Raw genomic sequence first — 26,135 nt, 5'->3', positions numbered from 1 at the left:
TTCCATCAGGCTAGATATTAAGATTCAAACGGAAATTATATTTTAAACCAACGCTCTTTCCATTCATAAGAGCCAAACAAACTGTATAAAGCAACCGCACAGCTAAAAAACGGGTACAATAAACTGCTCAGTAAAAAACTTTTAATATTGGCTTTTGTCAAAAAGCGATTGGTAACAGAAAGCAAAACAAAATCTGTCACAAACTTGACAAAAGCAAACAAAACAAAAACTGGATATGACCAGATTTCCAAAAAGAGGAATAAAAAGCCAATGACAAAACTCAAATTTCCAAAGAAAACAATCAATCCCAATGTCTTCCCAAACAGACTTTGATACGAACTTGTTTTTCCTGCCCAGCGTACTCTTTGATAAAATAAGGTTTTCCAGCTTTCAGTGGGTTTGGTTGTTATAATAGCTTCTTGAGCTTTTAAATAATGAATTTCTTGTGGAAACTTCTGAATTGCTTTTTGCAATAAAAAAACATCATCTCCGCTGGCGATTTTATTGTTTCCTTCAAATCCGTTAAGTTTTTCAAACAATGATTTCCTGTAGGCAAAGTTTGCGCCATTACACATAAAAGCCCAATTGAGTCCAAAACTTCCAATTGTAGCCCCTTGCAGACTAGTTAAGTCTAATTGCTGGAAATGATCTAAAAATGAGTTTTTGCAATCATACGTAACTGCTCCCGCCATCATAGAAACTTTATTTTCCTGAATATAATTGTCGAATCTCAAAAGCCAGTTTTCAGGAACGATACAATCGGCATCAGTTGTAATGACCCAATTGGTTTTTACATGCTGCATTGCGGTTGTGATGGCATCTTTCTTAGGAGATTTTGACATACGAATAGAATCAATTGTAGACATCTTAAACCTGAAGCCTGAAGCCTGAAACTTTTCTTCTGAAGAATCATCAACCAAAATCACTTCAAATAAATCAAGTGGGTAATTTAAATTAGAAACGCTTTCTAAAAGGATCGGTAAATTTTCTGCTTCATTGCGAAACGGAACTATAATAGTAAAACCTGTTTTAGGTTCTAAATCTGATTTTTTACAATTTTTGACTTTGAAAAAACCATAAATCAGCAAGCCGATTGTTAGGACATAAATTTTTAATATGACGAACAATAGCAAACTCATCCAGCAGTTTTTGTTTTAAAATTTAATACATAATAACTTCCCAAAACAATCGGAAGAACTACATTTAAAAACCACATTAAAGTGCTGATGAAAACCACAATCCATTCGTTTACGCCTAGAATACCGAAGAAATAAATCGCAACGCTGCCTTTTACCGCAAAATCCAAAAACTGAAATGTGGGTAATGAAGAAGCCAAAAAATAGACTGAAGTAATGGCTGCCATTAAGGTTAAATAAGGTAGATGAACTTCAAAAGCGAGAAACAAAAAATAATATTGGTGCGAAAAAACCAAATAACGGCAAATGCCTAAAAAGATATTTTTTTGATGAACTGGTTTTGGGATTTCATTGATTTTATGAATCAGTTTTTCAATTGAATATCCTTTTACTTTTATCTTTTTTATTGAAAATAACAGAAGCAGAATCAGTACAAATCCACCAAATAAAATCAATACTGTTTTTGTGGTCATGACAGCGTACAATGCATTGAAGTACAACAAACCAAAAATGCCAAAAATAATCGTCAGAATCATCTGGATTCCGTTACAGATTAAGTTCAGAAAAACTACTTTTTTAGCTTCCGTTTTAGTGTAATACAAAGCTTTTCCTGCGTATTCCCCAACTCCGTTTGGCGTGAAAATCCCGGCGGTTAAAGCGGCGAGAACCTGTTTTGTTGCTTCACCTAAAGATATCGGATAAATCACTTGGGCTAAATTCTGCCATTTTAAAATTTCAAAAAAGCGATTCAGCACGCTCAACAGCAAGATAAATCCAATTCCTAAAACCGACTGGTTTTTTCGGAACAATGTAATGAACTTTTGCCAGTCCAGCTTATCATTGTTCGCCAGCTGATTGTAAATAAAATAAAATGCACCGCCAACAATCAAAAGTTTGGCCAGAAGAACAAGGAATTGTTTAGCTTTGTGAGGAATTGAAATCATGCCGCAAAAGTAGTCAATTTGAGAATGAGATAATGTGGCAATTAGTAAATTAGAAAATGATTTATTCAAGATTCAGGTAACTTGAAACTTGAAATAAAATAAACTTGAAACAAAACTTCTGTTGACAAAAGAACGCATCATATTAGGTATTGACCCCGGAACCACGATTATGGGTTTTGGACTGATTAAGGTAACCAATAAAAAAATGGAATTTCTGCAATTGAATGAATTGCAGCTTTCCAAATACGATAATCATTACCAAAAACTAAAAATAATCTTCGAAAGAACCATCGAATTAATCGAGACCCATCTTCCTGATGAAATTGCAATTGAAGCTCCTTTTTTTGGCAAGAATGTACAGTCGATGTTAAAACTTGGTCGCGCACAGGGTGTTGCCATGGCAGCCGGACTTTCAAGAGGTATTCCGATTACCGAATATGAACCTAAAAAAATAAAAATGGCGATTACCGGAAACGGAAACGCCAGCAAAGAGCAGGTTGCCAAAATGCTGCAACAGCTTTTAGGGTTGAAAGAATTACCGAAAAATCTTGATTCAACAGACGGTTTGGCAGCAGCCGTTTGCCATCATTTCAATTCAGGAAAAGTAGTGGCCGGAAAAAGTTATTCGGGCTGGGATGCTTTTGTGAAACAGAATGAGGATAAGATAAGAAAATAGCCAGATTATTTTAATCAATCTGGCTATGTGTAATTATAAATATTATTTTACATCTTCATACTGATAATCAAATGTACCATCTGTAATAGTATAATTAGTGTCTTTTTGATCAGTGTAAGTTGAGGAAGTCGTGAAATTAAACTTCCCTTTTACAATTTTCTTTTGTGAGTTAACTTCAGTTATAGTAATGGAACCTTCTTTTGTGTACTCGAATTCATCTGTTTCATTGTCTGTTAAGTCAATTGCATGAGTAGTTGGATTGTCTTCATCTGTAGTAACTTTGTAAGTTCCAATTTTAATATCTGTTCTTTTTAACCAAATATTGATTTCCGGGTTGCCTAAAATACCTCCTTGTCTTCCTTGAAGCATCACAAAATCTGCTTTAGGATAATAAGACCAGATGTTTGTTGAAGAATACAAGTTAGTCCCGAAAGGATTGTTTGCTTTAAATGACTTTCCGTTAATTGTAGCAGTCATAGCAAATTGAGGTTGAGTACTAGTATTAGGGTTAGAATTTTGTTCATTATTTTCTGAACTATCATCAGAAGAACAAGAAAACAATAAAAGCGGTAAAATAAGAAGCAAATGGGTAATTTTTTTCATAATATAATTTATAGATTTGACCAAAACTAATAAATATCTGGCACTTTATTAAGAATATTCAGTTTGTTAAATAATTTTTATGTCTGGAGTTTATATTCATATACCATTTTGCAAACAGGCTTGCCACTATTGCGACTTTCATTTTTCAACTTCAATGAAAAAGAAAGACGATATGGTTATGGCATTAGCTAAAGAAATTGCCATGCGAAAAAATGAGTTTGAAGATGAGATTGTAGAAACGATATATTTTGGTGGAGGAACACCTTCAGTTTTAAGTAATGAAGAAATCAACTTTTTGATTTCTGAAGTTTACAAGAATTATAAAGTTGTTGAAAATCCTGAAATCACTCTAGAAGCCAATCCGGATGATTTGTCTTCAGAACGGATTTTAGAATTATCTAAAAGTCCGATAAACCGCTTAAGCATCGGAATTCAGTCTTTTTACGAAGAAGATTTAAAAATGATGAACCGCGCTCATAATTCGGCGGAAGCCAAAAAATGTCTGGAAGAAGCAACAAAATATTTCGATAATATTTCACTCGATTTAATTTACGGAATTCCGGGTATGAGCGACGAAATGTGGAAACAGAATATTCAGACGGCTCTGGATTTTGGCATTCCGCATATCTCGAGTTATGCTTTGACAGTTGAGCCGAAAACAGCTTTGAGTAAATTAATTCAAACCGGGAAGATTGCTGAACCAGAGGATGAAGCCGCTTCAAATCATTTTATGATTTTGGTTGAAATGCTTCAAAAAAACGGTTTCATTCATTACGAATTATCGAATTTTGGGAAAGAAAATTATTTCTCAAAAAATAATTCTGCTTACTGGCTCGGGAAAAAATATATCGGAATCGGACCTTCTGCACATAGTTATGATGGAGAAAAAAGAGGCTGGAATATTGCCAATAATTCGCTTTACCTAAAATCAATTCAGGAAAATAAACTTCCCATAGAAACTGAAATTCTGACTACTTCAGATCGTTATAATGAATATATTATGACAGGATTACGAACGATTTGGGGTGTTTCTCTAGAAAGAATTAAAAATGAGTTTGGATTGGAATATCTAAATTATCTTCAAAAAGAATCTCAAAAGTTCTTAGATGATGATTTACTTTCAATAGAAAATGACATACTGAAACCAACATCAAAAGGAAAATTTCTAACGGATGGAATCGCGAGTGATTTGTTTTATTTAAATTTGGATGAATAAAAATTTAATGCAGATAAAATTCGTATAATAGTTTGTGTATGCTAGCAGTAATTGACAATCAATATCAAATAGACTTATCAAAACCCATTGATATCTCGATTCCATTAACTAATACAGAAGAAAACCCAATTGCCTGGTATATTGAAAAACCTTCAATTGAGCCTGTGGTTTTTGGAGACTGGATCGGCAAAGTTTCGGAAGGAAAATCATCGACTAATTTCAATAATATTTTCTTCAATCCGCATGGACATGGTACACATACTGAATGTTTAGGCCATATTACAAATGATTTTTACAGTATAAACCAGTCTTTAAAAGAGTTTTTCTTTTTTGCCAGACTAATCACCATCAAACCTGAAAAAATTGGGGAAGATTTTGTGATTACAAAAGAGCAGATTTCGGTTTCACTCCATACTACAAAACCAGAAGCAATTATCATTAGGACAGTTCCAAATTCAAAAGACAAAAAATCAAGGAAATATTCGAATACAAATCCGCCCTATTTGTCTGAAGAGGCCGCAATATTTATCCGCGAAAGCGAAATTCAGCATTTGTTGATTGATTTGCCCAGCGTTGACCGCGAGCATGATGAGGGTAAGTTGCTGGCACATAAGGCTTTTTGGAATGTAAAAGACATTGTAAATTTAAATTCTGATGCGAGATTAAACGCAACTATTACAGAAATGATTTATGTTCCAGACGAAATTAAAGATGGGAATTATATTCTAAATCTTCAAATTGCGTCGTTTGAAAATGATGCAAGTCCTTCGAAGCCTATTTTATATCGGATTTAAAAAAGTCAGCCACAAATTTCGTAAATTTTTGCAATTTTTTTGTCTTGCCAATTCCGATAGAGCTATCGGGCTAAAATGATTTTCACAGATTTAATAATTTCTAATTTGTAATACGTAGAATAAAAAATAATTCGTGAAAATTTGTGTAATTTGTGGCTAAAAAAACAAACTCTAATGATTATCGTTTCTACAGATAAAACAAAACTTGACGTTCCATTTATCCAAAACTTTTTGAAAGATATTTACTGGGCAGCCGGCAGGACTATTCAGGAAGTGCAGACTACAATAGATGCTTCGGTTTGTTTTGGGATTTATTTGGATGATAAACAAATTGGTTTTGCAAGAGTAATTACAGATTATGTTGTTTTTGGCTATGTGATGGATGTTTTTATTACGGAAGAACATCGTGGAAAAGGATATTCATCGATTTTAATTCAGCATATGATCAATGAACCATTGCTGAAAGATATTAAAATCTGGCGTCTGGCAACCACAGATGCGCATTTTTTATACGAAAAATTTGGATTTACTAAACTGAGTCATCCTGAAAAAATGATGGAAAAAATACTATGATGAATACAATTATTAAACTCGAAGAAACGGCTTTATTTATTTTCGGAATCTATTTGTTCAGTCTTTTAAGTTTTGAATGGTGGTGGTTTTTGGCTTTAATTTTAGCTCCTGATTTATCGATGCTGGGATATTTATTTGGAAATAAAAGCGGAGCGTTTTTTTATAATGTGTTTCATCATAAAGGAATTGCCGTTTTATTTTATATTTTAGGATCGTATTTTAAAATTGAAGTTCTGCAATTAGCAGGAGTTATTTTGCTGTCACATTCTGCAATGGATCGCATTTTTGGTTATGGCCTTAAATATGGAAAAGGTTTTAAATACACTCATTTGGGTGAAATTGGTAAGAGCCTGTTTAAAATTTAAATATTTAGATTTTTATGAGATTATTTTTCGATAGATGAGGCAAATTTTGAAAGAATAATAGACTTGTTTTTGAGTAAATTTAACGAAATATAACGGAAAATAAGCCGTAAAAAGCAATTAGATAAAATCTAAACAGGCTCTAAATAAATAATGATGAATTTAGAAACATTTTATGAATATTGTCTTTCGAAAAAAGGTGTCACCGAGCATTTCCCTTTTGATGAAGATACTTTAGTATTTAAAGTTGGTGGAAAAATGTTTGCTTTGTCGTCTTTGTCACAATGGGAAAAAAACGAACCTTCAGTAAATTTAAAATGTGATCCGGAGCGTGCTCAGGAGCTTAGGGCAGAATATGATGAAATAAAACCAGGATTTCATATGAGCAAAGTACATTGGAATACGATTGTATTAAACGGAAGTTTACCGGGACATTTTGTTAAGGAACTCATAGATCATTCATATGAATTGGTTTTCAAAAGTTTGACAAAGAAAATTCAGAATGAAATTATCGACCCGAGGTGAAATTTTTACCGAACAGGTGGAGCGATTAGAAAATTAGGCATTACATTTGTAAGGGATGTCAAACATAACACTCAATTAATTTGCAACTTAGTAGTTTATAGCATATGAAAGAACAATTTAAAAAATTTCTGAACGAAGAGCAAGATCCTAAAGCGATTGAAAAAATTACTTCAAAACTCAATGATTTATTGATGAAAGGAGAAGAAGTAGGATATATAGCAGTTCAAAAAAAGCCTGCAATTACTGTTTTTCCGGATAGCATTGTATTAACAAATAAAAGAATTATTATTTGTAAACCTAAAAATCTGGGTCTTTCAATGGATTTTACAGATTACACCTGGGATGATGTTGCGGGAGCTTTTGTAAAAGAAAATATTCTGGGATCAGAATTCTCTTTTAATACTAATACTGATTTGTCAATTTCGATTGATTATATTCCAAAAATCCAGGCCAGAAAAATATATACATATGCAAAAGAACAATTGGATTTGCTTAAAAATCCTGTGACAATATCAGCTCCTGCTTCAGAAACCATTCAGGCGGAAGAGATTGGGGATATAGTTGAAGAGGTAGAAACAGAAGAAGTAACTAATTTTGCAGAAATCTTACCGGCAGCTCCGTCTTATACGGAAACTTTCGAGCCAATTCAACAAACTCAGTCAAGCGGAGAACGTAAATTAAGTGAATTATCTAAAGAAGAACTTTTTGATAAATTACAGAATTATAAAAAACTGCTGGATAATGGCCTAATTCTCCAGGGTGAATATGACTCTTATAAAAAAGAAATTTTAAGTTATATGTAATAAAAAATCCGAAGCTTTAAACTTCGGATTTTTTTATTCTTATAGTTTTTTGATTACCATTCATTGACTTTATTAGCATCCATTTTTAAGAATATAAAAAGTAAAATGGTGAATCCCCATAAACCAGATCCTCCATAAGAAAAGAATGGCAGAGGAACCCCAATCGTTGGAAATATGCCGACTACCATGGCAATGTTCACAAAAAAGTGAATGAATAAAATTCCGGCTACACAATAGCCGTAAACCCTGCTAAATTTTGTTTTTTGTCTTTCGGCTAAATAAATAATTCTTAAAAGCAACCCGGCAAATAATGCAATAACAATAAAGGAACCAAGAAACCCCCATTCTTCACCCACAGTTGTAAATATATAATCCGTATGCTGTTCCGGTACAAAACCACCTTTTGTCTGCGTTCCTTCTAAAAAGCCTTTTCCCATCCAGCCTCCAGATCCGATTGCAATTTCAGATTGGTTAGTATTGTATCCGATACCTTTCATATCGACCGTTTTTCCTAGCAATATATTGAAACGGTCTCTGTGATGTTGTTTAAAAACATGATCGAAAACATAATCAACTGAAAACACAAACGCTGAAATAATGGCCAGAAGTATACTGCTTAAAATGATATTACGGTCAACAGCTCTTCCTTTAAAATGTATAATAGCCAATACTGCGAATGCAATTAAAATAACGACATAAGGCTCTAAAACGAGTGTTAATACAAATAGAAGGATGGTTATAAAACCTGTCCATACGTACCAGGCAGGAAGACCTTCCCGATGTAAAACAATAATGAAGATACTATAAATTAAAGCACTCCCGGGATCAGGTTGCGGTAAAATCAAAATAACAGGCAGGAATATTATGGCAAGTGCCTGAATTTGACGATTCGTTTCCTTAAGGTTAATTTGTGTGTCGCTTAGATATTTGGCTAAGGCCAATGAAGTAGCCGCTTTCGCAAATTCTGATGGCTGAAGTGTAAAGCTTCCGATAGCATACCAGCATCTTTGTCCCGCAATTGTTTTTCCGAAGAGAAACAATCCGGTCAATGATAATAATGCTACTCCAAAGATGATACTGGCATATTTTTCATAGAATTTACCATCAACAAATAGAACAATAAAAATTAGAGGAATAGTACAGCCAATAAATATTAACTGCTTTTCATAAGTTCCTTCTGTAGAAGATAAGGAAGATGAATATATGTTTAACCATCCCAGAATCACCAGAATAGTGTAAATGATAACGCTTATCCAGTCAATATTTTTTTTTACACTTTGATTTTTCATTTTAAATGAAGCCCTTATTAATTTCGTTTGATGGAATCAGCTTTGGTTTTCGGAATTATTCTTTTGCTTTTTGCAATGGAGTCTTTTCGTTTAATTTCTAATTTAGCAACATTTGCAATAGAATCCTTTATGCGCATTTCTTTTTTAACACTTTCCGAAAGTCCGCCTAATTTTGCATATTCGCTTTGAAGACTTTTGTTTAAAACCCTGACTTCTAAATCTGTTCTGGAAATTTTCTTTTTTAAATATTTCTCTATCATTAAACTCGCAATAGGTCCGGCAATCGAAGCTCCAAAACCTCCATTTTCAATCATAATGGCAATCGCAATTTTTGGATTGTCTTTTGGCGCAAATGCAACAAATATAGAGTGGTCTTCAAGCTGAACTCTTTTACCGTCAATCTTCGCAAAATTTTCTGCTGTACCTGTTTTTCCACAGATGTCAATTCCTTCGACTTTTAATCTGCTTGCTGTTCCCATATTATAAACGTCAAATAAGCCGCTTATAATTGGAGGGAAATATTTTTTGTCAATCGATGTTGTGTGCCTTGTTGTAAATTTTGAATCTATGCTTTTGCCTTCAATCTTTTTTATGATGTGAGGAGTGTAATAATAGCCCTGATTCGCAATTGTAGCCATCATATTTGCCAACTGAATTGGTGTCATTACGACTTCTCCCTGACCAATTGCATTTGAAACAATGGCAGTACTTCTCCAGCCCCCATTAGGATACATTCGTTTGTAGGTTTTAGAAGTTGGAATTTTCCCTCTCTTACCAGTTGGTAAATCGTAACCCATAAACTCACCTAACCCAAAAGTTTTAAGGTGATTACTCCATACATCTACAGCAGCAGCAGGTTTTGTATACTTATTGATAGTCCTCATGTAAGCTGTTGCAAAATAACTGTTACAAGATTGGTAAATAGCCCTGTGTAACTGCAATTGTCCTCCACTACAGTGACATCTCATAAAACGCCCTCTCGCATAACTGAAACCATGGTGACAGGAAACAGAAAAGTTTTCGTCAATCACGCCTTCCTGTAATGCTACCAGCCCTGTTAAAATTTTAAAAGGAGAACCTGGGGGGTATTCAGCTAAAAGTGCTCTGTTGTAAAGAGGGTTTGCAATAGAGTCATTATACAGCAGAGTAAAGTTTTTAGAACGCTGTCTTCCAACTAAGATTGCCGGATCATATGAGGGTGCGGTTACAAGTGCTAAAATTTCACCTGAGCTAGGTTCAAGAGCAACTATACCACCTCTTTTATTGATCATCAATTCTTCACCGTATTTTTGAAGTGCAGCATCAATAGTTAAATTAATATCTTCTCCCTGAACAGCGATAGTGTCATATTTTCCGTTTTTATAAGAACCAATTTCTCTATTGTATTTGTCTTTTTGGATATATTTTACCCCTTTTATACCTCTCAGGATTTCCTCATAGCTTTCTTCAACGCCTTGTTTTCCAATTAAATCACCACTATTGTAATAAGGATTTTTTGCAATTTGTCTTTCGTTTACCTGTGTGATAAAACCAAAAATATTAGCGCCACAATCAACTTCATAATCACGAAGAGAACGTTTTTGAAAATAGAAGCCTTCATATTTTCTTATTTTCTCCTGAAAAGCTGCAAATTCTGTCTTGTTAAGCTGTGATAAAAAAACAGAAGGTAATCTTGGGCTATAAACCTTTGCTTTGGCTATTCTTTTCTCGTATTCTTCCTTTGTAATATTTAATAGTTCGCAGAATTCAGTGATATTGAGATCATCTTTAATATCCCTTGGGATCACCATGATATCATAAGAGGACTGATTTGCTACAAGCAGTTTTCCGTATCTGTCATAAATATATCCGCGTTCAGGGTAGTCATATTTTATTTTGATAGCATTATTTTCTGATTTCAATTTGAACGAATCATCAATAATCTGCAAATAAAATATCCTGATTAATAGCAAAGATGCTGCAATAATAATTAAAGTGGGCAGCAGGACTTTTCTCATCGTTTATTTGGCTTAATAAGATAAATGATTATGATAGAAATGAGTATTGTAAAAACGGAACTAAATAAAGTTCGGAGCAAAATATCCCAAATGAATTTAAATTGAAAAGCTTCCAGGATAAATAAAACTATGTGATGCAATAAAACGGAAACCAAAATAAATGAAAAACGCTCGGGGGTTAGGGATTCGTTTAGCTTTATAGTTTGATATTCATAACTTAATCCGAAAGAGAATTTAAAAATATAGGGTCTGTAATAAGCTAAAATGACACAGGCTGCTGCATGAATACCTCCTGAATTACAAAACATATCCATTGTAATACCCAATAAAAAACTCGAAATTATTAAACCGGATCGATTGCTGTTTACAGGATATAAAATAATATATAAAATATACGGGTAAGGACTTATGTACCCTAAGAAATTCATGTTGTTAAAAATAACAATCTGAATTGCAAGTAACATAATAAATCGAAAAATATTGACTAACAGTGCGCTATTCATCTTTTTCCTTGTTTTTGTTTTCTAAATTAATTAGTTCTTCCCTTCCCTTACTTTTAATAATATAAACATGTCCTAAATTAGTCATGTCATTAAATAACTTAACATTGATAGTATAGAAAGTAGTTTTTTTATCGGTGTAAATTTTATCAACTGTTCCGATGTTAATGTTTTCAGGAAAAATAACTGATTGCCCTCCTGTTACTATAGTATCTCCTTTTCTAACTGAAGCAAGCCTTGGAACATCTGTTAACTGAACAAACCCCGTGCTTTTTCCATTCCAGGTAAGTGAGCCAAAGTGATTTGATTTTTTAATTTTGGCATTAATCTGCGATTTCATATTAAGGATACTTATCACGGTAGAATAATTAGGAGAAGTGTTGTCTATGATCCCAATGATTCCTAAGCTATTTATCACACCCATATCTTGTTTAACACCTTCCTTTGATCCTGAATTCAAAGTGAGATAGTTTTCGTGTGTATTATACGAGTTATGAATTACTTTTGAGACAATGATGTCAGCTGGCTTTACACCTTTAATACTGTCGATCATTGGTGCTTTTGTTGTGTCTTCTATGTTGAATAAAAGACTTTTTAATCTTGCGTTTTCAAGTACCAGTTCGTCATTTTCAGCTCTTAAATTCAAATACTCATTTACGCTGTTTATTTTTTCATAAACGCCACCACTAATAAAGTTAGCAGAGCTGATGGTTCTGCTTCTGTGAAATGAGTGAGATTGGATTGTGAGGGCCAACGAAATACCTAAAAGCAGCAAAAACAGCAAACGATTACTGTTTTTTATAATGAAATTAAAAATTTGCTGCATTTCTTGTTTGGTTATTTTGTTTCAGGATATGCTTTGAGTTCAAATTTTTTAGAGTCAAATAATTTAATTTAACTCTAAAAAATATTGATTCTTATTTGATTAAGATGCTTTTAAATTTTGCAATGTTTTTAAGTGCCATTCCTGTTCCGCGTACAACTGCTCTTAACGGATCTTCGGCAATATAAACCGGTAAATCTGTTTTTTGAGATATACGCTTGTCTAGACCTCTTAACATTGATCCTCCACCAGCTAAATAAATACCAGTATTGTAAATATCAGCAGCTAATTCAGGAGGAGTCTGAGATAATGTTTCCATTACAGCATCCTCTATACGCTGAATCGATTTATCTAATGCTTTTGCAATTTCACGGTAAGAAACATCTACTTGTTTTGGTTTACCTGTAAGTAAGTCTCTACCTTGTACTGACATATCTTCCGGTGGTCCGTCAAGATCTTCTATAGCCGCTCCAATCTGTATTTTTATTTTCTCAGCAGTACTTTCTCCAACAAATAAGTTATGCTGTGTACGCATGTAATATACAATATCATTTGTGAAAACGTCACCCGCAATTTTTACAGATTTGTCACAAACAATTCCGCCTAAAGCGATTACAGCGATTTCTGTTGTACCACCTCCAATATCTACAATCATGTTACCTTTTGGCTGCATAATGTCGATGCCAATACCAATTGCTGCTGCCATTGGTTCGTGAATCAAATAAACTTCTTTTCCGTTTACACGCTCACAAGATTCTTTTACAGCACGCATCTCAACCTCAGTAATTCCAGACGGAATACAAACTACCATTCTTAAAGCTGGAGTAAACATTCTCTTTTTTAATGCCGGAATGCTTTTAATGAACATATTGATCATTTTTTCTGAAGCATCGAAATCGGCAATTACACCATCCTTCAAAGGCCTTATGGTCTTGATGTTTTCATGTGTTTTACCTTGCATCATGTTGGCTTCTTTACCAACAGCGATGATTTTGCCGGATACTCTATCACGTGCCACGATAGAGGGGCTGTCAATAACAACTTTATCATTATGAATGATTAAAGTGTTTGCGGTACCAAGGTCTATTGCAATATCCTCAGTCATGAAATCAAAAAATCCCATAAGTTTTTTAGGGGGTTAAAATGTTATAAATTATTTATCGAACAAAGTTAAACAAATTAATGTTTAAAATGACGCGTTCCAGTAAATACCATTGCAAGATTATTTTCGTTGCAATAATTTATGCTTAATTCGTCTTTTATCGAACCTCCTGGCTGAATTACAGCAGTTATTCCTGCTTTTTTAGCTAATTCTACACAGTCCGGAAATGGGAAAAATGCATCACTTGCCATCGAAGCACCATTTAAATCAAATCCAAAAGCTTTTGCTTTTTCAACTGCCTGAATCAAAGCATCAACTCTTGAAGTCTGACCTGTACCAGAAGAAATCAATGTTCCGTTTTTTGCAAAAACAATCGTATTTGATTTTGTGTTTTTACAAATTTTTGATGCAAAAATTAAATCCTCAATTTCCTGAGCAGTAGGTTCTGTAATTGTAACGGTTTTTAAATGCTCTTTAGTATCCGTAATATTATTTCTGTCCTGAATTAACAAACCATTAAGACAAGTTCTCACCTGACGCGATGGTAATTCAACTTCATTTTGAATCAATATGATTCTGTTCTTTTTTTCTTGTAAAATACTGATAGCCTGATCATCATAACTAGGAGCGATTACTACTTCGCAGAATAACTTGTTGATTTCCTGTGCTGTTTCTACGTCAATTTTAGTGTTAGAAATTAACACTCCACCAAAAGCAGAAGTAGGATCACAAGCTAAAGCGGCTAAATAAGCCTCGCTGATTGTTTTTCTTGAAGCTAATCCGCAGGCATTGTTGTGTTTCAAGATTGCAAATGTTGAGCCGTCAGTTTTAAATTCAGCAATTAAATTTACAGCAGCATCAACATCTAATAAGTTGTTGTAAGATAACTCTTTTCCGTGAACTTTTTTGAACATAGCATCAAAATCTCCGAAGAAGAATCCTTTTTGGTGAGGGTTTTCACCATATCTTAAAACTTGACCGTTTGCAATGCTCTCTTTGTAAATAGTTTCGTCTGTGTTGAAATAATTAAAAATAGCTCCATCATAGTGAGATGAAACATGGAAAGCTTTTGAAGCAAATAATCTTCTGTTTTCAAGAGTTGTGCTTCCGTTTTGTTCTGTAATGATGTCTAAAAGTAAGCTGTATTCGTTAACCGAAGCTACGATTACAGTGTCTTTGAAATTTTTTGCACCGGCACGAATTAATGAAATTCCGCCAATATCAATTTTTTCAATAATATCTTGTTCGCTTGCACCAGAAGCAACTGTTTTTTCAAAAGGATACAAATCAACAATTACTAAATCAATTTGAGGAATGTCAAATTCTTTCATTTGCTGCACATCACTTTCATTGTCCTGACGATTCAAGATTCCGCCAAAAATTTTTGGGTGCAACGTTTTTACTCTTCCGCCAAGAATTTCAGGGAAAGAAGTAATGTCTTCAACAGGAACTACCGGAATTCCAAGGTTTTTGATGAAATCTTCTGTTCCTCCAGTCGAATAAAGTGTTACATTTTGTTCATGTAATTTTCGAACAATTGGCTCTAATCCATCTTTAGAAAAAACTGAAATTAATGCTGATTGTATTTTTTTAGTTGTGCTCATCGTGTAGTTATAATTTTCAGACTGCAAAAGTAGTTTTTTTCTATATTATTTTAAAAGATTTTAATGTAACATTCTCTTAAAAAAATCTACTGATGAGTAAGTTACCTTTTATTAGGTTTTTGATTTAAATTTATTGAATTTTACTTTGTCGAAAAAAACGAATATATGCTACTTTATCTTAGGTTGTTAAAAGAAAGTCTAAGCTTTGCTGTTAATGCTTTGCGAAATAATAAATTACGCACCCTGTTGTCATTATTGGGCGTTACTATTGGTATTTTTTCGATTATAGCTGTCTTAGCCGCTGTTGATTCTTTAGATAAAAAAATCTCTAAAGATTTGAGCAGTTTAGATAAAAATACGATTTATTTAATGAAATTTAGCTTTGGACCTTCAGAAATTCCGCAATGGAAGAGAGAGCAGTTTCCGAATGTAAAATATGATGAATATATCGGATTGAAAAACTCCCTCAATAACACCGATCAAATTGGTTACCAGCTTTGGGTAAATAAAGAAACTTTAAAGTATGATTCAAAAACGGTTGCGGATGTAAGAGTTAATCCTTCTTCGTTTGAAATGGGTGATATTGATGGTTTGAGCTTTGATAAAGGAAGGTTTTACAATGAATCAGAATCTAATTCTGGAACTCCGGTTATTGTTTTAGGATATGATGTTGCTGAAGGACTTTTTGGTTCAATGGATCCGATTGGAAAAAATATTCGTCTTTATGGTCAGCGTTTTAATGTTGTTGGTGTTATGACTAAACAAGGAGCGGGATTTTTTGGCGATAGTAATGACACATCAGTTTATCTACCGGCAAATTTTTTAAGAAGAATGTATGGAGATAGTGATGCGATGACTCCTATGATAGTTTTAAAGCCTACAAAAGGTGTCGATATGGATGCTTATAAAGCAGAAGTTGCTCAAAAACTAAGGGCAATTCGCGGAATGAAAGCAGGGGAGATGGATAATTTTTTTATCAACGTGCTTTCTGGATTTACAGATTTTATTGACGGTATTTTAGGTCAGATGAATCTTGTAGGATGGATCATCAGCGGGTTTTCTCTTTTGGTAGGAGGTTTCGGAATTGCCAATATTATGTTTGTATCAGTAAAAGAAAGAACCAATTTAATCGGAATTCAAAAATCGTTGGGTGCGAAAAACCGATTCATATTATTTCAGTTTTTATTCGAGGCCATAATTCTTTCTGTGATCGGTGGGATTATTGGTTTACTGATGGTTTGGGGAATTGCGTTTGTTTTAACAAAAGCACTTGATTTTGAATTTGTCTTAAGCGTTGGAAATATAATTTTAGGAACAACTCTGGCTGCTCTTATCGGATTAATTTCAGGAATTTTGCCTGCAATTTCGGCAGCGAATCTTGATCCAGTTGAAGCTATTAGAACGGGGATGTAGTTTTTTTGAGGTTCTAAGGTTCTGAATTGCTAAGATTCTAAGATTCTAAGATTTTTTCTTGAAGGTTCAGATGAGCAAAGAGGCAGAGGGGTAAAGTTTTTTTAATTTTCAACTGCTAAGGGGCTGAGATGTGCTTTGAAGACTAAATTTCGTGGAATTAAGTTTTGAGCTTACTAATCGTTGAATAAATTCCGTAGGAATTAAATATCGGTAGCAACGGAATTTATTCTGTTGAGAAAATGATTTCCCGCATTCAAAAGTTCCGTAGGAACGACAAATATTTACTTAGGAAGTTTAATTTTTGTGTTATCCCATTTGATTTTGTCTGAAAAGTAAAAATCGTTATTTTTCTTGTATTTCAAAACAGTATCTTCCTCTTGAGTTGTTCTTCTAATTGCGTAAGATTGCAATTTATTTTTATTTATAAAATTGAAAAATGAAGTATTTTTTATAGTGTCATTTTGAGAAGCAACAATTAATATTCGCCTATTTTTCTCTTTATTTAAAATGTTTTCTGATAAAAAATTGCTTAAACTTTTTTGAGGGACTTTTATAACATCTTTTGGTTGTAAATCCAAAAAGTGTGGTAATGTGTCATTTTCACTGCCTGTACCGCAACCAATTTCAATGTATCTATTTTGATAATAATAAAAATCACCTTGTTTATCAATGAGAAGTTGGCTTTCGCCATAAAATCCTTTTGGAGGAATAGCTATTATATTGGTGTGTCTTTTTAATGAATCGAAATATTTGTTGAGTTTTTCATCTTCGTAAGAAATAATATATTGTTTGTTTTTTGGGATAATTTTTTCTTGTTTTCTGGTGCAATTCAAAAGAAGTAAACTAATCGCAAAACAAATAAAAACTTTTCCCATAAACTAAGATTTAAAAATAAAGATATAAAAAAATCCCATTCGCTTTGCTAATGGGATTTTATATGTTTTAGAATAGTCTTAAAACTATTTTCTAATATCATTATTCTGAATCAAATCAATATATAAATTGATCTTATCTTTCAATTCTTTTCTAGGCGTGATAAAGTCTAAGAAACCGTGCTCTAAAAGAAACTCAGCAGTTTGGAAACCTTCAGGTAAATCTTTTCCTGTAGTATCACGAACTACACGCGGACCAGCAAAACCAATCAAAGCGCCTGGCTCAGAGATATTGATGTCTCCTAGCATTGCGTAAGAAGCAGTTGTTCCACCCGTTGTAGGGTCTGTACAAAGAGAAATATAAGGTAATTTAGCTTCTGCTAATTGAGCCAGTTTTACAGATGTTTTTGCTAATTGCATTAACGAATAAGCAGCTTCCATCATACGAGCTCCACCAGATTTAGAAATCATTACAAAAGGCAATTTATTTTTGATCGCATGGTCAATACCTCTTGCGATTTTCTCACCTACAACTGCGCCCATAGATCCACCAATAAAAGCGAAATCCATACAGCAGATTACAAGTTCTTTCCCTTTAGATTTTCCTACTCCGGTACGAACAGCGTCTTTAAGTTGAGTTTTTTCCATAACATCTTTCAAGCGATCTGCATATTTTTTTGTATCTACAAAATGCAGGGGATCCTTAGATGTCATGTTTTTATCTAACTCAACAAATTCGTTGTTGTCGAATAAAATTTCAAAATAGGTTGCGCTTCCAATTCGAACGTGAAAATCATCTTCAGGGCTTACGAATAAGTTTCTCGCTAATTCATCAGCATCAATAATTTTTCCGGTAGGAGATTTGTACCACAATCCTTTCGGAACGTCCATCTTGTCTTCTGTAGCAGTCGTAATCCCTTTTTCCTGTCTTTTAAACCAAGCCATATTGAATGTTTTATTTGTTTGAGGTTTCAGGTTTCAAGTTGCGAAACCTGAAGCCTGAAACTTTAAACTTGAAACTTTTTTATTATAGTGTATTCACGTTGTTTAAATCAGCAAAAGCCTGCTCCAATCTTGCGTTGAATGTAACTTCACTTTCACGAACCCATTTTCTTGGGTCGTAGTATTTTTTGTTTGGAGCATCCGGACCTTCTGGATTACCAATTTGAGTTTTTAAATACTCAATGTTGTTTACCATATAATCACGGATTCCTTCAGTGTATGCAAATTGTAAATCAGTATCGATGTTCATTTTTATAACTCCATAACCGATAGCTTCTCTGATTTCTTCAAGTGTAGATCCTGAACCTCCGTGGAAAACGAAATCTACTGGGTTGTGACCAGTGTTGAATTTGTTTTGTACGAAATCCTGAGAATTTTTTAAGATTTTTGGAGTTAATTTTACGTTTCCTGGTTTGTAAACACCGTGAACGTTTCCAAAAGCAGCAGCAATTGTAAATTTAGGACTTACTTTAGATAATTCTTCATAAGCATAAGCTACTTCTTCTGGCTGAGTATATAATTTTGAACTATCAACGTCAGAGTTATCAACGCCATCTTCTTCACCACCTGTAATACCAAGCTCGATTTCTAATGTCATTCCCATTTTGCTCATTCTGGCCAAATATTCTTTACAGATTTCAATATTCTCTTCGATTGGCTCCTCAGACAAATCGATCATATGAGAACTGAATAATGGTTTTCCTGTTTCTGCAAAATGTTTTTCAGAAGCATCTAATAAGCCATCAATCCAAGGCAATAATTTTTTTGCACAGTGGTCAGTATGTAAAATTACAGTTGCACCGTAAGCTTCTGCTAAAGTATGAATGTGTTTTGCTCCTGCAATACCACCTGCGATTGCCGCTTTTTCACCTGCATTCGATAATCCTTTACCAGCGTTGAATTGCGCCCCTCCATTAGAGAACTGAATGATAACCGGAGCATTTAATTTTGCTGCAGTTTCAAGTACGCCATTAATTGTGCTTGATCCGGTTACGTTTACTGCCGGAAGTGCAAATCCTTTTTCTTTTGCATAATTAAAGATTTCCTGTACCTGATCTCCTGTAGCTACTCCTGGTTTAATATTGTGTGCCATTGTAATTTTTTTTAGTTGTTTTTAGGTTTTTAGGTTGCAAAAATAAGAATTAATTAGCATTAGAACGGATAATTTATCCCAAAATTTAAAACAGAATGTCCAAAATTGTATTCTCTGAACCAACGTTTACCCGGCTCATGCGCCGGATTATAAGTCTTAAAGCCTAAATCTAAACGAATAACAAAAAAGCTCAAATCGTATCGCAAACCAAATCCGGATCCTAAAGCAATTTCTTCGAAATCGTTTAAGCTGGAAAATTTTGCCTTCTCATCAGTTACATTATCCAAGACATTCCAGATATTTCCGGCGTCTGCAAAGATTGCGCCTTTAACATCTCCGAAGATTTTGAATCGAAATTCCCCACTTAGGGCGAGTTTCATATTGGCTTCATTAAAGTCATTTACCGCATTTGTACTTCCAGGACCTAATGCATACGGCTGCCATGCTCGATTGTCATTTGATCCTCCTGAATAATAACTTCTTGAAAAAGGGATATAGTCTGAATTTCCAAATGGAATTGCTATACCAAAAAAGCTTCGGACAGCCAGTACTTTTTCTTTGCCGAAATCCCAGTGTTTGATATAGTCAAATTCAGTTTTTAGATATTCTGAATATTCCAGATTGAAGATTTCATAATTGCCAGTTGAGTTTTTAGGCAGACTGGCAATACTTGAAATAGCCGATAATAAAGTTCCAGCTGATTCTATTTTGGTTTTAAACTGATAAAAAGTATTATCAGCCAGGTCTTTCTTGGTTGTTTTGGTAAAGGTATAACTAGTTGCCAAAATAAAGTCATTCTCAGTCAGACGTACCCTTCTTTCTTCTATACCCTGAACGTCTTTGTATTTTGAATCCGATGCTGTCAATGCTGTTTTGTTATTGATGACATCATTTGTGAAACCAGTTGTTCCTTTAGGTATGATTAGGTTTTTTTGATTTTGTTCTTCTGGTGTATCTCCCCAGTTTTCAGGGGTGATATTGTAATCTCTGGCAATATTATTCAACTCATCATAAGAAGAAGTATAGACCTTAAAATAATTATCAGGGTTTAGGTTACGAACATATTGGGCGTTCAGTAATTCTAATTTTGCAGAGTTGTATCTTTTTGGAGACCAAAGATAGGATAAACCACCAGTGAAATTTTCCTTATCCAGACCGATATTTCTTTGCTTTGAAAAACCAGCTGCTATTGCTGTAGATGGAATCATACTTTTCGGAATAATTTTCTCGGTACCAAAAGGCATTAAAATTCTTGGAAAATTAAGTTTCATGTCGACCCCATATTCTGAAACATTAAAGAAATTATTATTAGGATTGGCCATATCTTTTGATGAACCTATATTTGCACGTGCAGAAATTTCTAATGTTTCTGCTCTGTTAAATACATTTCGAATCGTTTCTGAAATACTGGCACCAATTCCAAAATCCTGGATATTGGAATGGGTTAAATCTAAAGTAGCTCCAAAACTGTATTTTTTTCTGGGCGTTAAATAAACTTTTGCAATTAAGGATTGGGCAGTTGAATCCCGTCTGTCAACTTCATATTGTATCGATGGATAATTAAAAATTTTCAGGTTGTTTAGGTAACGTGACGAAAGAGTGGTTCTGAAATCTGCATAGGTACTTCCCTTTGTGATGAAGATAGCATCTGTAATTGCCCGGGGTTTGTATTTTAATTTGTCATAACTGTACAAATTAAAGTTGTTATAGGTGGTGCTGTCCTTAATTTGGCTTTTTGCACGTGCGGGAGAATAATCAGTATAAATATTGACGTCACTGATTTTATACAATTTAAAATGTTCTGTCCTGCTGGAGTCTTTTTCCTGAATGCTGTTGTCTTTAATGATTAAATTTATGTCCGCCTTGTTTTTTTTACCAATGGTATCAACATCGTAAGTAACATATGTAGGCTGGAAATAATAGGCTCCATGATTTCTAAAATAGGTAGTGATACGATTTTTTTCTTCTTCAAAATCACTGGTTTTGAATTGATTTCCTGATTTTAATATAGAAGGTTCAGGGTTTGTTTTGTATAACGAATCTAAAGCCGGCGTGCTTATATTTTGTCTAATAGAATCCAAAGTATAGGCGGTTCCGGTTGTAATGTTGTAATTGATTTTTGCTCTCTTATAAGCTACGCTGTCAATATCATAATTCATAGCTACATTGAAATAGCCATTGTTGAAATAGTAGGATTTTAAGCGGCCTAAAGTTTTTTTAGTTTTTGAAGTATCAATGATCACAGGAGGCTCACCTGTTCTTTTTAAAAACTCATGAATTCCTTTGTATAAAAAAGACTGTCCAAGACGATCTACCTGTTTAGCAGATAATATTTTAGACTGGCGCTCATATTTTCCGGGATTGTTTTTAAATTTTGCCTGATAACTGGAATCAGGGTTTAATTTTGCAAGATTATATAAATTTAAACGCAGACGAAATCCTAATAAATTACTGTTTGGTTTTTGATACATCTGATTTGAAGCAGTTTCATCATTGGTGGATTTACCATTTACAATAATATTGTTTTTTATAAGTAAATTTTTTCCGTCCGGAACTCGTTTCACTGCATTACAAGCGCAAATAAGTATTGCTATTAGAATAAATGCTGTTATTTTTGTAAAAATCTTTTTCAAGTGTTTTTAAATATTTAATTCAAAAGTACATTATATTTTATGATTAGTAAAAACCAAATAAAACTTATAACAGGTTTACATCAAAAAAAGCAACGTTTTGCTAATCAATTATTTTTTGCTGAAGGAATAAAGGTAATTCAGGAATTAGTACAGTCCAATTTTGAATTAGAGTATTTATTCACAACACAAAATGATTTTGAAACGGTTAGATCGTCAAAACGTATTACTGTTACAGAACAGGAACTTAAAAAAATAAGTGCTTTATCAACTCCTAATACATGTCTGGCTGTGTTCAAAATCCCTGCCGAAAAAAAAATAATCGATTCAGACTTAATTATAGCTCTGGATGATATCCGGGATCCGGGAAATTTAGGAACCATTTTAAGGCTTTGCGATTGGTTTGGAATTCAACAAATTATTTGCTCAAAAGAAACTGTGGATATCTTCAACCCAAAGGTAGTGCAGGCCACAATGGGATCTATTGCCAGAGTAAATGTAAATTATGTCGATTTGAAATCTTTTATAACAAACGCAAAATTACCCGTATTTGGAACTTTTATGAATGGCGAAAATATTTATCAGTCAGTACTGCCTCAAAACGGAATCATTATTATGGGTAATGAAGCCAATGGTATTTCGGCAGAAATTGAAAAAACAGTAACAAGCCGACTCACAATTCCCAGATTTGGTACACTACAGAAAACCGAAAGTTTAAATGTAGCAACCGCCACCGCTATTGTTCTTAGTGAGTTTAAACGAAATAGTTAGGCTTTTGTTTTAATGAAAAGTAAAATTTATTAAAATTGCTCTTGATTTCATCGAATCTATGTTGTCTGTCCATGGACTTGGCTGCCCTGGATTATCGCGAACTAATTCATCTGTTATGCCAAACATACCTCTGATAGAGGGAGAAAAAATAAAATATTCAGAGAATATGTCAATGCCAAAACCAATTTCATAAGCAGAACTCCATGATTTAGTTCTAAATGTACCCTCAAAGTTGTCGTCCTTAGATTTGGAATTGCTTGATAAATTTAGCGTTGTAGATAATCCTCCAGTTAAATAAGGACGGATGTTTCCTGTACGTAAAGCAGAAAATTTTAAAAGTAACGGAAAATGAATGTAAGTACTGTTTACTTCTCTTAAATAATCGTTTTCTGAATCCATTTCAGGATAATACAAATCACGTTTTGTATAGTATAAACCCGGTTCGAAACGTAAATTTATATATTCCTGTAGTCTTAAATCTGCGACAACCCCAACATTAAACCCTGTCGTTTTTTTTACCTGGATATCCTTTGCAACCTCTTTGTAATCAAATTTAAAATCGAAGCTGTTAAAACCTAAATAATACCCAAAATAAAGACGTTGTTTTTGCCAGTTTTCGAGGTTAATAATAGGGTCCTTGCTAAAAATGCTTTTAGCAAATTGTGAATATCCGTGTGTCGATAATACTAATAAAATTAAGACTACTGTTTTTTTCATACTATTTTTTTGAAGCAGAATATATGGTTGCAACTCCAAAAGTCTGAGGCATAGCTACAACATCTATAAACCCAATTTTTCTTAAAATATTGTTCAGTGTTTCTCCATAAGGAAAAGCAGCAGCAGATTCTGATAAATAACCATACGCTGAATTGTCTTTAGAAAATAATTTGCCTATAACTGGAAGTATGTTTTTAGTATAAAAACGATACCCTTGTCTGTAAGGCGTTTTGTCAGGAACTGAAGTTTCTAGAATGACAAATACACCATTTGGTTTTAAAACCCTTAAAATTTCAGCAAATCCTTTTTCTAAATTTTCAAAGTTTCGCACTCCAAAACTCACTGTAATAGCGTCAAAATAATTGTCCTCAAAGGGCATGTTTTCAGAATCACCTAATATTAATTCAATTCTGTTTGAAAGATTTTTTTCTTCTACTTTTTTTCTTCCAACTTCCAGCATTCCCGCAGAAATATCTAAACCAATAATTTTTTCGGCATTACTTTTTGCCATTAAAATTGCCAGGTCCCCGGTTCCTGTAGCAATATCAAGTATAACTTTTGGCTTTGAATCAGAAACTATTTTTAATACTTTTTTACGCCATTTTACATCTATTCCAAATGAAATTACACGATTTAAATTATCGTAGTTTCCTGATATAGTGTCAAACATTTGTGCAACCTGTTCTTTTTTGCCTAATGTTGAGTTTTTGTACGGAGTTATTTTTTCAGACATTTTTTTTGTTTACGCAAATATAACATAAAGTATTTAACTGCAATTGTGTTTCTTAATTAGGTTAAATGTTTTTAGAGGTTAATTGCATTTTGTAAAATCACTAAAAGTGGGTATTGTGGGTAAAGTATTTATTGATGAATTTAGCACCTGTAAAAATGTTAATATTTTTTCAATGATAAATAGAGATACAATGACCCAAATCAAATGGGTGCTCCTTGCGCTTAGCATCTCGTTTGTTCTTGTAAACTGTTTTGAAAATACTGTTTTTGAGAATGGTATTATATTTAAAGTGCAAAATACGTTCTTAGGATTAAATTTGTTTTTGGAAATTTTAATTTTCTTTGCCTTTAGTGCCTTCGTGGTATTTGGTATTAAGGGTTTTTTTGAGATGTACTCTCAAAAAATATCAAATGTTATTATATTCCTCTCGGGAGTATTTTTAATATTTGTAATTTTTATTTTATGTTATCAAATCTTGTTTCTGGAGTAGGTCATTGCTCTTATCATTCGAATTAAATAAAAACATCCTCAAGCAATTGAGGATGTTTTTTATTTTTTGATGTATGTTTCGTACGTATAATCATATAGATGAGTCTCATCTTTAAAGTTAGCTTCAGATTCAACAAGTTGCCATTCCTGTTCGTTGATTTTAGGAAAAAACGCATCAGCTTCAAAAGTGTGGTGAACACGCGTTATTTCAATTATATCAGCATATTGCAATCCTAAAGTGTAAATTTCGCCTCCTCCTATGATGTATGAATCTTCGTTTTCCGGACACATCGCAATCGCTTTTTCAATGCTGTCAACCACTATGCAGCCTCCTGGGTTATAATTTTCTTGTCGGGATATTACAATGTGCGTTCTGTTAGGAAGTGGTTTTGGAAAGCTTTCGAAAGTTTTTCTTCCCATTATAATATAGTGATTTGTAGTAAGAGATTTAAATCTTTTAAAGTCATTTGGGAGATGCCAGACTAATTTATTTTTCTTTCCCAAAGCATTGTTTTCGGCAACAGCCGCTATCATTATTAGCATAGTGTGTTAAAGACTAAATTTAATTTTCAGTATTATCATTGATAGAAGACTCTAATTGATTAATTCTCTTTTGTTGAAGTGCAACCAATCGGTCAATTTGCTCTCTTTCCCATTTTTTGTTCATAAATCGATCCGTAATATAGATTTTTATGAAGTGCAAAATAAAGATAAAAAACCATAAAGTAATGATCCATGTACACCAATTTTGTTCTGTTCCAATACTAAAACCAAAAAAACGATTAGCAACAAATAAAAATAAACTTCCTAACAAAAAAAGAACAAAATGAAAATATAATGCTTTTTTTTGTCTGATTCTTTTGCGGGCGTACTCATATTGTTCATGTACTTCTTTTTCCATAATTTATTCAAAATAAGATCATAAAGTTATAATTTATTTTCAAAAATTGCTATTTTGGGTAAATAATATTTACTCCAAAAACGAGCTTAAAGTTAGAATTTATAAATTAAAAGGCTTAAAATTGGTGATAGTGTAAAAAATATTTCCCTAATTGCTATAATCATAAATCATACAGGTATGTATTGATTAATCAGATGAATTTGCGAACTTTGATGGTATAAAACTAAAAATGAAACAGTTATGTCTTTAAAAAAGCAATTTATAAAAACGAAACCAGTTTGTAAAGTAACATTTGCAATTGAGGCGAAAGATGCTAACTCTGTCGCTGTAGTTGGAGATTTTAATAACTGGAACATAGAAGAGGGAACATTAAGCAAGCTGAAAAACGGGACTTTTAAGGCGACTTATGACTTGGTAAAAGATGCCGTTTATGAGTTTAAGTATGTAGTTGACGGGTTGTATATCAATGATCCGGAAGCAGATTCTTACAGATGGAATGATTTTGCAGGAAGTGAAAATAGCATTTTAATAGTATAAAAATCCGCTTTAATTAAAGAGCGGATTTTT

General features: G+C 33.3%; 27 protein-coding genes. 10 read left to right on the top strand and 17 right to left on the bottom strand.

The window, feature by feature from the left end:
* Positions 1 to 35: 35 nt before the first annotated feature.
* Both ACNC7R_RS19705 and ACNC7R_RS19700 read right to left on the bottom strand, forming a co-directional pair.
* Entirely contained in the window at positions 36 to 1,139 is a 1,104-nt protein-coding gene (locus ACNC7R_RS19705) for a glycosyltransferase family 2 protein (protein ID WP_417942731.1), read from the bottom strand.
* Positions 1,136 to 2,080, bottom strand: a complete 945-nt coding sequence (locus ACNC7R_RS19700; RefSeq protein ID WP_417943199.1) for a hypothetical protein — start codon at positions 2,078 to 2,080, stop codon at positions 1,136 to 1,138. The genes ACNC7R_RS19705 and ACNC7R_RS19700 overlap by 4 nt, the downstream gene beginning before the upstream one ends.
* Before the next feature lie 121 nt (positions 2,081 to 2,201).
* Between ACNC7R_RS19700 and ruvC the strand changes: the two genes are divergently transcribed.
* Entirely contained in the window at positions 2,202 to 2,756 is a 555-nt protein-coding gene (gene ruvC, locus ACNC7R_RS19695) for a crossover junction endodeoxyribonuclease RuvC (RefSeq protein ID WP_417942730.1), read from the top strand.
* 42 nt (positions 2,757 to 2,798) lie between these two features.
* Here ruvC and ACNC7R_RS19690 read toward each other — a convergent pair whose 3' ends face one another.
* Entirely contained in the window at positions 2,799 to 3,359 is a 561-nt protein-coding gene (locus tag ACNC7R_RS19690; protein ID WP_417942729.1) for a hypothetical protein, read from the bottom strand.
* Positions 3,360 to 3,438: 79 nt separating this feature from the next.
* On the opposite strand from ACNC7R_RS19690, the gene hemW reads away from it, so the two are divergent.
* The 6 genes from hemW (at position 3,439) to ACNC7R_RS19660 (ending at position 7,632) form a co-directional block, all read left to right on the top strand.
* Positions 3,439 to 4,575 (top strand): radical SAM family heme chaperone HemW, encoded by a 1,137-nt coding sequence (gene hemW, locus ACNC7R_RS19685; protein WP_417942728.1) that lies wholly within the window; start codon positions 3,439 to 3,441, stop codon positions 4,573 to 4,575.
* 38 nt (positions 4,576 to 4,613) lie between these two features.
* Positions 4,614 to 5,369 (top strand): cyclase family protein, encoded by a 756-nt coding sequence (locus tag ACNC7R_RS19680; RefSeq protein ID WP_417942727.1) that lies wholly within the window; start codon positions 4,614 to 4,616, stop codon positions 5,367 to 5,369.
* A 174-nt stretch (positions 5,370 to 5,543) separates the two neighbouring features.
* Positions 5,544 to 5,942, top strand: a complete 399-nt coding sequence (locus ACNC7R_RS19675) for a GNAT family N-acetyltransferase (RefSeq protein ID WP_417942726.1) — start codon at positions 5,544 to 5,546, stop codon at positions 5,940 to 5,942.
* Positions 5,942 to 6,307, top strand: coding sequence for a DUF4260 domain-containing protein (locus tag ACNC7R_RS19670; RefSeq protein WP_417942725.1), 366 nt, complete (start codon positions 5,942 to 5,944; stop codon positions 6,305 to 6,307). The genes ACNC7R_RS19675 and ACNC7R_RS19670 overlap by 1 nt, the downstream gene beginning before the upstream one ends.
* A gap of 153 nt (positions 6,308 to 6,460) precedes the next feature.
* Positions 6,461 to 6,829, top strand: coding sequence for an MmcQ/YjbR family DNA-binding protein (locus ACNC7R_RS19665; protein ID WP_417942724.1), 369 nt, complete (start codon positions 6,461 to 6,463; stop codon positions 6,827 to 6,829).
* Positions 6,830 to 6,933: 104 nt separating this feature from the next.
* Positions 6,934 to 7,632, top strand: a complete 699-nt coding sequence (locus tag ACNC7R_RS19660) for a PH domain-containing protein (protein ID WP_417942723.1) — start codon at positions 6,934 to 6,936, stop codon at positions 7,630 to 7,632.
* 53 nt (positions 7,633 to 7,685) lie between these two features.
* Here the strand turns inward: ACNC7R_RS19660 and rodA are convergent, their stop codons facing one another.
* From rodA to purH, 6 genes are all read right to left on the bottom strand, one after another.
* The gene (gene rodA, locus ACNC7R_RS19655) at positions 7,686 to 8,921 is read right to left on the bottom strand and encodes a rod shape-determining protein RodA (RefSeq protein ID WP_417942722.1); all 1,236 of its coding nucleotides are present in this window, start codon (positions 8,919 to 8,921) and stop codon (positions 7,686 to 7,688) included.
* Between the two features lie 17 nt (positions 8,922 to 8,938).
* Positions 8,939 to 10,918: a penicillin-binding protein 2 gene (gene mrdA / locus ACNC7R_RS19650; RefSeq protein WP_417942721.1), complete on the bottom strand. Its 1,980-nt coding sequence runs from the start codon at positions 10,916 to 10,918 to the stop codon at positions 8,939 to 8,941.
* Positions 10,915 to 11,421, bottom strand: coding sequence for a rod shape-determining protein MreD (locus ACNC7R_RS19645; protein ID WP_417942720.1), 507 nt, complete (start codon positions 11,419 to 11,421; stop codon positions 10,915 to 10,917). The genes mrdA and ACNC7R_RS19645 overlap by 4 nt, the downstream gene beginning before the upstream one ends.
* Positions 11,414 to 12,244, bottom strand: coding sequence for a rod shape-determining protein MreC (gene mreC, locus ACNC7R_RS19640; RefSeq protein ID WP_417942719.1), 831 nt, complete (start codon positions 12,242 to 12,244; stop codon positions 11,414 to 11,416). The genes ACNC7R_RS19645 and mreC overlap by 8 nt, the downstream gene beginning before the upstream one ends.
* Positions 12,245 to 12,335: 91 nt before the next feature.
* Positions 12,336 to 13,364 carry a rod shape-determining protein gene (locus ACNC7R_RS19635; protein ID WP_008466528.1) on the bottom strand — a complete coding sequence of 343 codons (1,029 nt, stop codon included), beginning with the start codon at positions 13,362 to 13,364 and terminating at the stop codon, positions 12,336 to 12,338.
* A gap of 56 nt (positions 13,365 to 13,420) precedes the next feature.
* Positions 13,421 to 14,947 (bottom strand): bifunctional phosphoribosylaminoimidazolecarboxamide formyltransferase/IMP cyclohydrolase, encoded by a 1,527-nt coding sequence (gene purH, locus ACNC7R_RS19630; protein ID WP_417942718.1) that lies wholly within the window; start codon positions 14,945 to 14,947, stop codon positions 13,421 to 13,423.
* A 165-nt stretch (positions 14,948 to 15,112) separates the two neighbouring features.
* On the opposite strand from purH, the gene ACNC7R_RS19625 reads away from it, so the two are divergent.
* On the top strand, positions 15,113 to 16,360 hold the full coding sequence (locus ACNC7R_RS19625; RefSeq protein ID WP_417942717.1) for an ABC transporter permease: 1,248 nt from the start codon (positions 15,113 to 15,115) through the stop codon (positions 16,358 to 16,360).
* Between the two features lie 281 nt (positions 16,361 to 16,641).
* On the opposite strand, the gene ACNC7R_RS19620 is transcribed toward ACNC7R_RS19625, so the two are convergent.
* The 4 genes from ACNC7R_RS19620 to ACNC7R_RS19605 form a co-directional block, all read right to left on the bottom strand.
* Entirely contained in the window at positions 16,642 to 17,235 is a 594-nt protein-coding gene (locus tag ACNC7R_RS19620) for a hypothetical protein (protein WP_417942716.1), read from the bottom strand.
* Positions 17,236 to 17,319: 84 nt separating this feature from the next.
* Complete coding sequence (gene accD / locus ACNC7R_RS19615) at positions 17,320 to 18,177, bottom strand: acetyl-CoA carboxylase, carboxyltransferase subunit beta (RefSeq protein ID WP_417942715.1); 858 nt, start codon at positions 18,175 to 18,177, stop codon at positions 17,320 to 17,322.
* Positions 18,178 to 18,259: 82 nt separating this feature from the next.
* Complete coding sequence (fbaA, locus tag ACNC7R_RS19610) at positions 18,260 to 19,327, bottom strand: class II fructose-bisphosphate aldolase (RefSeq protein WP_073412962.1); 1,068 nt, start codon at positions 19,325 to 19,327, stop codon at positions 18,260 to 18,262.
* Between the two features lie 59 nt (positions 19,328 to 19,386).
* The gene (locus tag ACNC7R_RS19605; protein ID WP_417942714.1) at positions 19,387 to 21,960 is read right to left on the bottom strand and encodes a BamA/TamA family outer membrane protein; all 2,574 of its coding nucleotides are present in this window, start codon (positions 21,958 to 21,960) and stop codon (positions 19,387 to 19,389) included.
* 39 nt (positions 21,961 to 21,999) lie between these two features.
* Between ACNC7R_RS19605 and ACNC7R_RS19600 the strand changes: the two genes are divergently transcribed.
* Entirely contained in the window at positions 22,000 to 22,728 is a 729-nt protein-coding gene (locus tag ACNC7R_RS19600) for a TrmH family RNA methyltransferase (RefSeq protein WP_417942713.1), read from the top strand.
* A 9-nt stretch (positions 22,729 to 22,737) separates the two neighbouring features.
* Here ACNC7R_RS19600 and ACNC7R_RS19595 read toward each other — a convergent pair whose 3' ends face one another.
* From ACNC7R_RS19595 to ACNC7R_RS19580, 4 genes are all read right to left on the bottom strand, one after another.
* On the bottom strand, positions 22,738 to 23,445 hold the full coding sequence (locus ACNC7R_RS19595) for a porin family protein (protein WP_417942712.1): 708 nt from the start codon (positions 23,443 to 23,445) through the stop codon (positions 22,738 to 22,740).
* A gap of 1 nt (position 23,446) precedes the next feature.
* Positions 23,447 to 24,178 carry a bifunctional demethylmenaquinone methyltransferase/2-methoxy-6-polyprenyl-1,4-benzoquinol methylase UbiE gene (gene ubiE / locus ACNC7R_RS19590; RefSeq protein WP_417942711.1) on the bottom strand — a complete coding sequence of 244 codons (732 nt, stop codon included), beginning with the start codon at positions 24,176 to 24,178 and terminating at the stop codon, positions 23,447 to 23,449.
* A gap of 549 nt (positions 24,179 to 24,727) precedes the next feature.
* Complete coding sequence (locus tag ACNC7R_RS19585) at positions 24,728 to 25,210, bottom strand: dihydrofolate reductase (RefSeq protein ID WP_417942710.1); 483 nt, start codon at positions 25,208 to 25,210, stop codon at positions 24,728 to 24,730.
* A 19-nt stretch (positions 25,211 to 25,229) separates the two neighbouring features.
* On the bottom strand, positions 25,230 to 25,568 hold the full coding sequence (locus tag ACNC7R_RS19580) for a 2TM domain-containing protein (protein WP_417942709.1): 339 nt from the start codon (positions 25,566 to 25,568) through the stop codon (positions 25,230 to 25,232).
* Positions 25,569 to 25,808: 240 nt separating this feature from the next.
* Between ACNC7R_RS19580 and ACNC7R_RS19575 the strand changes: the two genes are divergently transcribed.
* The gene (locus tag ACNC7R_RS19575; RefSeq protein WP_417942708.1) at positions 25,809 to 26,105 is read left to right on the top strand and encodes an isoamylase early set domain-containing protein; all 297 of its coding nucleotides are present in this window, start codon (positions 25,809 to 25,811) and stop codon (positions 26,103 to 26,105) included.
* Positions 26,106 to 26,135 lie beyond the last annotated feature (30 nt).

The sequence above is a fragment of the Flavobacterium adiutor genome, assembly GCF_048282555.1.
Lineage (GTDB): Bacteria > Bacteroidota > Bacteroidia > Flavobacteriales > Flavobacteriaceae > Flavobacterium.
Note: the sequence above shows the minus strand (reverse complement) of the source record. Positions and strands in the feature narration are given on the sequence as shown.